Source organism: Thermogemmatispora sp. (genome assembly GCF_042408735.1).
Taxonomy (GTDB): domain Bacteria; phylum Chloroflexota; class Ktedonobacteria; order Ktedonobacterales; family Ktedonobacteraceae; genus Thermogemmatispora.
Window position 1 is genome coordinate 1 of record NZ_JBHOQV010000003.1, and the last position, 6,992, is coordinate 6,992.

6 protein-coding genes are annotated in these 6,992 nt (G+C 60.8%); 3 read left to right on the forward strand and 3 right to left on the reverse strand.

The genetic code is table 11. The features are described 5' to 3' along the window. Positions 1–1,338: 1,338 nt before the first annotated feature. Positions 1,339–1,941, forward strand: coding sequence for an HD domain-containing protein (locus ACFMO7_RS00425; RefSeq protein ID WP_376793566.1), 603 nt, complete (start codon positions 1,339–1,341; stop codon positions 1,939–1,941). On the opposite strand, the gene ACFMO7_RS00430 is transcribed toward ACFMO7_RS00425, so the two are convergent. The 3 genes from ACFMO7_RS00430 to ACFMO7_RS00440 all read right to left on the reverse strand — a co-directional run bounded on the left by ACFMO7_RS00430 (position 1,931) and on the right by ACFMO7_RS00440 (position 4,878). Then, a complete protein-coding gene (locus ACFMO7_RS00430) occupies positions 1,931–2,401 on the reverse strand; it encodes an NUDIX domain-containing protein (protein ID WP_376793567.1) in 471 nt (156 codons plus the stop codon). The genes ACFMO7_RS00425 and ACFMO7_RS00430 overlap by 11 nt on opposite strands. 10 nt (positions 2,402–2,411) lie before the next feature. Continuing rightward, positions 2,412–3,170: a DUF5919 domain-containing protein gene (locus tag ACFMO7_RS00435; RefSeq protein WP_376793568.1), complete on the reverse strand. Its 759-nt coding sequence runs from the start codon at positions 3,168–3,170 to the stop codon at positions 2,412–2,414. Positions 3,171–3,666: 496 nt separating this feature from the next. After that, positions 3,667–4,878 carry a helix-turn-helix domain-containing protein gene (locus ACFMO7_RS00440; RefSeq protein ID WP_376793569.1) on the reverse strand — a complete coding sequence of 404 codons (1,212 nt, stop codon included), beginning with the start codon at positions 4,876–4,878 and terminating at the stop codon, positions 3,667–3,669. 727 nt (positions 4,879–5,605) lie between these two features. Here ACFMO7_RS00440 and ACFMO7_RS00445 point away from each other — a divergent pair. Then, a complete protein-coding gene (locus ACFMO7_RS00445) occupies positions 5,606–6,034 on the forward strand; it encodes a hypothetical protein (RefSeq protein ID WP_376793570.1) in 429 nt (142 codons plus the stop codon). A 319-nt stretch (positions 6,035–6,353) separates the two neighbouring features. Further along, positions 6,354–6,992, forward strand: a 639-nt coding sequence (locus ACFMO7_RS00450; RefSeq protein ID WP_376793571.1) for a class I SAM-dependent methyltransferase, incomplete at its 3' end; no start/stop codon positions are given.

Below are 6,992 nucleotides of genomic sequence, written 5' to 3' on the forward strand. Positions count from 1 at the left end.
CCTCTGTCTTCGCCGGTCAGGTCCCAGCGCCGGCGGCACCACGGCAGGAGCCTGGAGCACGAGTGCGGGAACGGAGCAACCACCATCCCAGCCCGGCCAGGGAGGGGCTGGCTCAGTGATCCCCCTTGCGGCTGGGCCTCACTCCCCCTGACGAGAGGCCCCACCTCCGAGGCCGGCTTCCCTCCCTCCAGGAGGGGCCTTGCCGGAAGCGCCGTGCCGGAAGCGAGGGCCATGACGCTCCTGGCCTGGACCAAGTGAGCCGTGCTCCCCCGAGCAAGGCCCTGCTCAACTGTATTCGGGACGCTCCCCTTTCTCCGGTCAGGCCGAGAGACCAGCCAGGCGCTCTGGCCCTCAAACAGTCCTGGGATGCGGCCTCGGCTTGCCTCGCCTGACCCCCTCCAGTCCCTGCCGCCGCGGCGGCTCTTGGCAGCCGTGGGGGTCGGGCGAGCGCGAGAGGGGCTGCGAGCTGAGCGGCTGCGAGCGGCTCCTGCCGGCCCGGCGGTTCGCGCCCAGCCCGTCCTGCTGTGAACGGTCCTGTCCGGGGCTGGCTCCCGCCTGGGGCAGGACCAGCCCGCGCGGACGCAGAGCGCTGCCCGGGGGAGCGGCTTGCCGAGCGGCTTGCCCCCAGGCAGCCCAGCCATCTCCACGCGAGAGCACGCGCCGGAACCAGCGCCGCACGGAGGAGACGGCCCTGCTCCCTCAGGCAGAGACCTGACAGCCGTGCCCGCTGGCTGGGGGGCTTCTGCTGACCCTGGCATAGGGCTTGGCTTGGCTTGGCTTGGCGCCTGCTCGCCAGAGCCGGATCCCTGGCTCCTGCTCCTGGCCTGGGCCTGCTCCTGGCGCTCCCCATGAAGCCAGCCAGAAGCGCTCCGGCATCGCCAAACCAGAGCCGGCTTCCCGTGCTGCCTCTGCCAGGTATGGTACCAGGGAACAGCCGGGTCAGCCCGCTCCACAGACCGCATCCGACGACAGCACAGGAGGCAGCGAAGCGATGCGCCAGCAGCGAGCCGTTCGCCGCTGGTGGGGGCCTCAGGACCCAGAGCCGCCGCGCTCGCTGCCGGCGTGTGGCGTGGGAACCCTTGGCACTCCCTGGACGCGCCTGCGGGAGAGCATGACCTCCCTTGTGCCACAGCGACCTGGGAAGGCCTCAGGAGTCTGCAAGGAGCCTTCCCAGGTCGCTCTCGGTGCCCAGCGCTCGCTCAGACCAGGTCAAGGGGAAGGCTGCCAGCCGCTCTGGTCGTCGTCAAGAAGCTGGTGAGGCAAGGCTTGCTCTCTGCTTCGGGCTGTGATAGGCTCAAGATGTTTCATCAGGAAGAGGAGGGATCTGAACTGCTCACGATGTCAGGAAGGGATGCTCTTGCTCTCCTCGATCAGGCGCGCCTCCTGTCCCTGATCCGCCTGGCCGAAGAGCTGCTTGCGCCTCTGGGAGTCCGGTGGCTTCACGTTCAGGGAGTGGCTCGTGTTGCTCGCTCCATCAGCCCGGCCTTCTCTGCAGATGCTGCCTGGCATCTGATCGCTGCGGCCTATCTGCATGACGTGGGCTATGCCCCCGCCCTCTGGCAGACGGGCTTCCATCCCCTGGATGGGGCACTGTTTCTTCGCCAGCAAGGCGATGAACGGCTTGCCTGCCTGGTGGCCCATCATTCGGAAGCACGCTTTGAAGCGCGTCTCCGTGGCCTCGAGGACCTCCTTCTGCGGTTTCCTCGGGAGCGATCGATCGTGGCAGATGCCTTGACCTTTTGCGACCTGACTACCAGTCCCCTTGGAACACCGGTCTCCTTCCAAGAGCGTGCCAGAGAGGTGGCCGTACGCTACGGCCCGGACCATGTCGTCACGCAGGCGCTTCGGCAGGCTCTTCCCACCATGTCCCTGGCCATTGCTCGAACCCGGCGCTGGTTACGACGGCACGGGATCGATCCAGATCACCTGTTTAGCGGATAACAGGGCGTCCATCGTAGCGCTGATAGTCCTCGATCCGCAGCAAGCTGGAACGGTGCATAGGGAGATGGCTCAGCTCGCTCGGAGAGAAGAAGCGGAGGTCATGCGACTCGGGACTGAGTTGAAGACTGCCTCCAACAATTCTGCAAGCAAAACATAATGAAAATTGCTGCCGAACTTCTCCGTGGTCGAAAGCAATAACATGCCGTGGATCAGAATAGACTCCTACGAGGTACTCAGGAACTACATCGAGACCTGTTTCTTCCTTCACCTCTCGCTGCAGCGTCTGGGTGATGCTTTCCCCCAGCTCCATAGCTCCTCCGGGTAAAGACCACAAATCATCTTCTTGACGTTGTTGTAAGAGAATCCGTCCCTCTGCGTCGGGAATGATTGCCCACGCAGCAGGGACAATCGTGTTTGCTTTGGGAGCAGCAGAATCATCATAATAATCGACTCGCATCATCTTTCCTCTTCTACGCTAAGCTACATCCCATGACGGCTTCCAGGGAAGCGGTTGTTTCCCAGACTGCTTCGAAATGGGCGGCAAAGTTGGTGAAGATACCCTCTCGAACAGCCGAGCGAAGGTGGAGCAAAGGAGCCTTCGATCCATGTAAGCGAAAAAGCTGTGGCATCACCACCATTTCATCATCGAATCTGGCATAAGAAATATAGAGGACAGTACTGTGAAAACGTATTTGAATACCATCATAGTGCAAAATATCGCGAAAATGATACAGAGTCGTGTGAATCCTCGGAGGAAGTGTCCCAGGGTGTTCCTCTGCATCTCGCATGCGCAGGGCCTCCGAATCGGGATTTGCTAATGCAATCCTCACCTGGCATCCAGCAGATGCCTTCTCTTTGAGAAGCTCGATAAGGCGAGGGTGCTGTTCAGGAAGAAACAATAGAGCTATTCCCAGGAGATCAATCTGCCGTCCTGCCTGGAGGAAGAGGCGCCACCAAGCTTCAGGGGGAAAGTCAGAGCGGTGGGCATATGCAGCGACAATTTCTGATGTGCAGTCTTTAGATGATGAAGTAGTATCTTTATTGAGTGTCCAGAGTGATGTTTCAGGCACATGGAGCAATTCGGACACTTTCCAACGGTGCCGTGGATGAGGAATACTGCCATGGAGCCAGCGTCTTACTGTCTTGGGATCTACATGCACTTGCTCGGCAAGCGCTTCAATATCCAGATGTGCACGAGCCATTGCACTCCGCAACCGTTCATTTTCCATGACCTGAGCCACCTTTCACCGATCGCTTGGGAAGACACAATGGACTTTTTTTTGTGTATCACAAAATGTCCAGCTATGTCCAACTCTGTGGTTCCAAAGTCTCCCCTTTCGCACTAGTCTATAGCTAGACGGGTGGTCTGAAGGCTCATACCAGACGAAGCGATCTCTGTTCTGACATGTCATTTTGGCAGCAGAGAAGTTATCCTGATCGTGCAGAGCTAGTCATAAAGGAGAGCGAGCCCCTATGGCGAGACCACCGGATCCCTGGCTCCTGCTCCTGGCGCTTCCCATGAGGCCAGCCAGAAGCGCTCCGGCACGGCCAGACCAGACCAGACCAGACCAGACCAGAGCCGGCTTCCCGTGCTGCCTCTGCCAGGGGTGGCGCCAGGGCCGGGAACAGCCGGGTCAGCCCGCTCCACCAGACCGCATCCGACGACAGCACAGGAGGCAGCGAAGCGATGCGTCAGCAGCGAGCCGTTCGCCGCAGGTGGGGGCCTCAGGACCCAGGGCCGCCGCGCTGGCGCGCATGGGAGATATCACGTGTGTCAATCCCTTGATCCTTTAGTTCCTCCTGCAGATCTCTGACCACTTGAACATCTCTATAGTTCTCTATCAGCATTTCCAGCACTTCGTGAGCCTGCCCGAGAGCATGCGCGCCCATCGTCGCCGCCTGATGGGTGAAGACGCGCAGCTCACTCACACAGGCCTCCACTTCTCCTAGAAGCAAGTAGGCACGCGCCCAATCCAGTGGCATCCAGAAGGCTACGCGCACCGACCGCTCACGCTGGAGGACGCTGCTGATCTCCTGACGGAGAGCCAGCGTCTGCCGAGGCTGGCCGATGAGGAGATAGCCCGCACTGCGTTCAGCTAGAATCTGGCCCACGGTGTAGTAGACGTGGTCAGCATCCTCCAGGAAGTCAGTCGCCAGCGAGGAACTCAAACGTAAGGCCGTATCGTTGGCCTGCTGGAACCGACGGGCATCCCCCGCTCGGGCATAGGCACGGCTCAGATAGGAGTGAACGAGTACTCCCCAGGCTTTCGGCGCCTCAAAAGAGCGATCACGAGCCTGCTCCAGAAAGGCAAGACTTCGCTGCGTATCGCCTTGTCGATCGAACTCCACTCCCAGATTCATGAGCGCATGAGCCAGGAGTGCGGGCTCATTGAGCTGCGAAGCGAGCTGATACATGCGCTGATAGTGCAGCCGTGCCTGCTCATAGTGCCTGGCGTCAATAGCGAGGACTCCCTGAGCACAAAAATAATCCGATAGCAAGCGTAAGAAACGCCTTTCGTCTCCTAAGGGAGGGATCTCCTTCTCGAAAGAGGCAAGCACCTGTTGCAGGCAGGTCAGCGTCCGCCGCGCTTCCTCCAGGAGTGCAGCTTTGCGCAAGAGCCAGATTTCGCGCAGAGTGAGCTCCATCAGTTCCATGCACTGACGGAAAGGCAAGGAGCTGAGCAGAGTCCCATTGAACGGATCAACGTCGCTCAGGCCCACACGCCACAGGGGAATATCGAGGAGGCGACAGACCTTCCGGAGCGTCTCCGGATCTTCAATTCGCTTGCGACCATGTTCGATGTCTTGAATGTATTTCCAACTGACACCTTCCCCACCCCCAAAGCGCTCGCTCTTGGGCCAGCGGGCAGCAAGCTGAGCCTGAGTCAGGCCAGCGCGTTGACGATATTCGCGAATGATCTCTCCAAGGTGACGCATCGCTTGATCCCTCCCGGGAAGGCCCCACCCACATAGAAGGGGGTGTGCTCAGCCACGGTTGCTCTCTCTGACACCTCCATAGAGGTTGCTAGACAAGCGCGTAAGAACACGATATGGTTGTTGGCGGGACGGCCAATAGTCCTTCCATTCTATCATAGAACAGGATCGCTTTGAGGTGTCAGATGACACCTCCTGTTGGACTGTCTCATCAGGCAATGAGCCGACGAGCAGGACCAGAGACTAGAGGGGCTGCACTGCCTCTTGAGGGAAGGTAGGCAGCACTGAGATGGCTCCGCTCTAGAGCCGAGAACGTGTTCAATGCCTCGCTCTCATGAAATACGGGAGCTTCCGTCTAGGATACCAAGGGCGTTATCCAAGACGCCTCTGAGAAAGATCAGGTTCCTAGCAAGGATATCTGCCTGTGAGTGTCGAAAAGAACCTGCTACCTTTCTGGAATGAGCGAAGGGAAAAGATCTTCAACAAGGAAGCGCCATCAGACCGAAGGAGAAGCTGCAGCGACCTGGTCATCTGCTGGAGCGGCTGAGTCCTCTGGACATCTTTGTGAAGAATCAGTCGATGCCGGGGCAGCAGTCAGCAGTTGGAGTGGACGATGCCAAGCCGGGGCAGGAGACCACCGGCCGCCCAGGCCACGCACGCGAGCGCCTCCGCGGCTCGGAGCAGCCACCCTCATGGAAGCCCTGGAATGGAGAGGAGAAGAGAAAGGAGCGTGAGCATATCGGGTCCCATCTTCATGGTTGACACCTCGCCGGTCTGTCGTCTCATCGTCGCCCTGGGCAAGCTTTGGCAGACGCGCCCGCTGCTGGAGCGGCGCTCTCAGCAGGCGCGGGACAGCTCCAGTCCCGGGCTGCTGGGACTCGCGGCTCAGCCTCTGCGGCGCTGGAGGAAGCATGCCGTGCCTGATGAGCGGCTGCCAGCCGAGCAGTGGCTGCTCCTGCTGGTGGCGCCAGCCTTGCTCGGGCGGCTGAGGAGACGGCGGCGCTACCAGCCGAGGCGAGAGGGACTCAATGAAGGGAGGGGACATGAAAAAGCACCGGTTGGAAAATGGCGCTACTGCAAGCAGACAACCGGCGAGCAGGAAGAGACCTGGTGGTGGAGAGCAGCGCTTGCTCCTTTTGCCACAGAAGAGATGCTTTGACTGGCGATGCTGGAGCACCCACTGGATCGCCTTGATCACTTCGTCGTCAGGTGTGCCGATCAGCTGAGAAGCTCTTGAAAAAGGAGCGAAGAGGTCATGGCAACATTGCTGCAACCGTGGGCACAGAGCAGTCTCCCTTTGCCCGTGCAGCAGAGATGCCCCTGCCCACGCTCTCGTCTGCTGCAGCCCCAGGCCGAGGCGCTTCCTCGGCAGGAAGGAGGTCAGGTGGTGCATCCTGCGACGATCGATAGCACGGATGACGATTCATCTACTCATCCGTTATCCCAACCGAGCGGAAGCCCTAGAGAGGAGTGCTAACATGGCCTTGTTCCCTCGACTGTTCTCGCGCCGCCGCGCCCAGGCCCAGGCCAGTGGGGCCTCCACCCCTGCGGCGGCAAGCGCGACCCCCTTGAGCGCCTCAGGGGAGGCGGGACCCGCTCCCCTGACGCAGCGTCACTATCTGCCGGACGTGCCCTATCTCTTGCCCAAAGATCCCCTCGAGGATCAGCGGCTCAATTACCAGCATCACGCACTCTATCGCACCCTGAGCAACCATTACCTGGCTCCGCTGCTGCCCGAGCAGACCCGCACCATCCTGGACGTGGGCACCGGCACCGGCATCTGGGCTTTCGAGATGCAGGCCCGCTTCCCCCACGCCCTCATCGTCGGCGTCGACGTCTCCTTGCAGTCCCTGCCGCAGCCGGTCCCGCCCACTTGCGTCTTTGTGCAGGCCAACGTCCTGGAGGGCCTCCCGTTTCCCTCTGGCCAGTTCTGCTACACTCATCAGCGCCTCCTCGTGGCGGCCATCCCCGCCCGCGCCTGGCCCACCGTCATCCAGGAGCTGGTCCGGGTGACGCGCCCGGGCGGCTGGATCGAATTGTTGGAACTCAGCGATGTCATCCAGCCTGCCGGACCGGCCACTCGTCGCCTGCTGGACTGGTTCACCAGCATCAGTCGG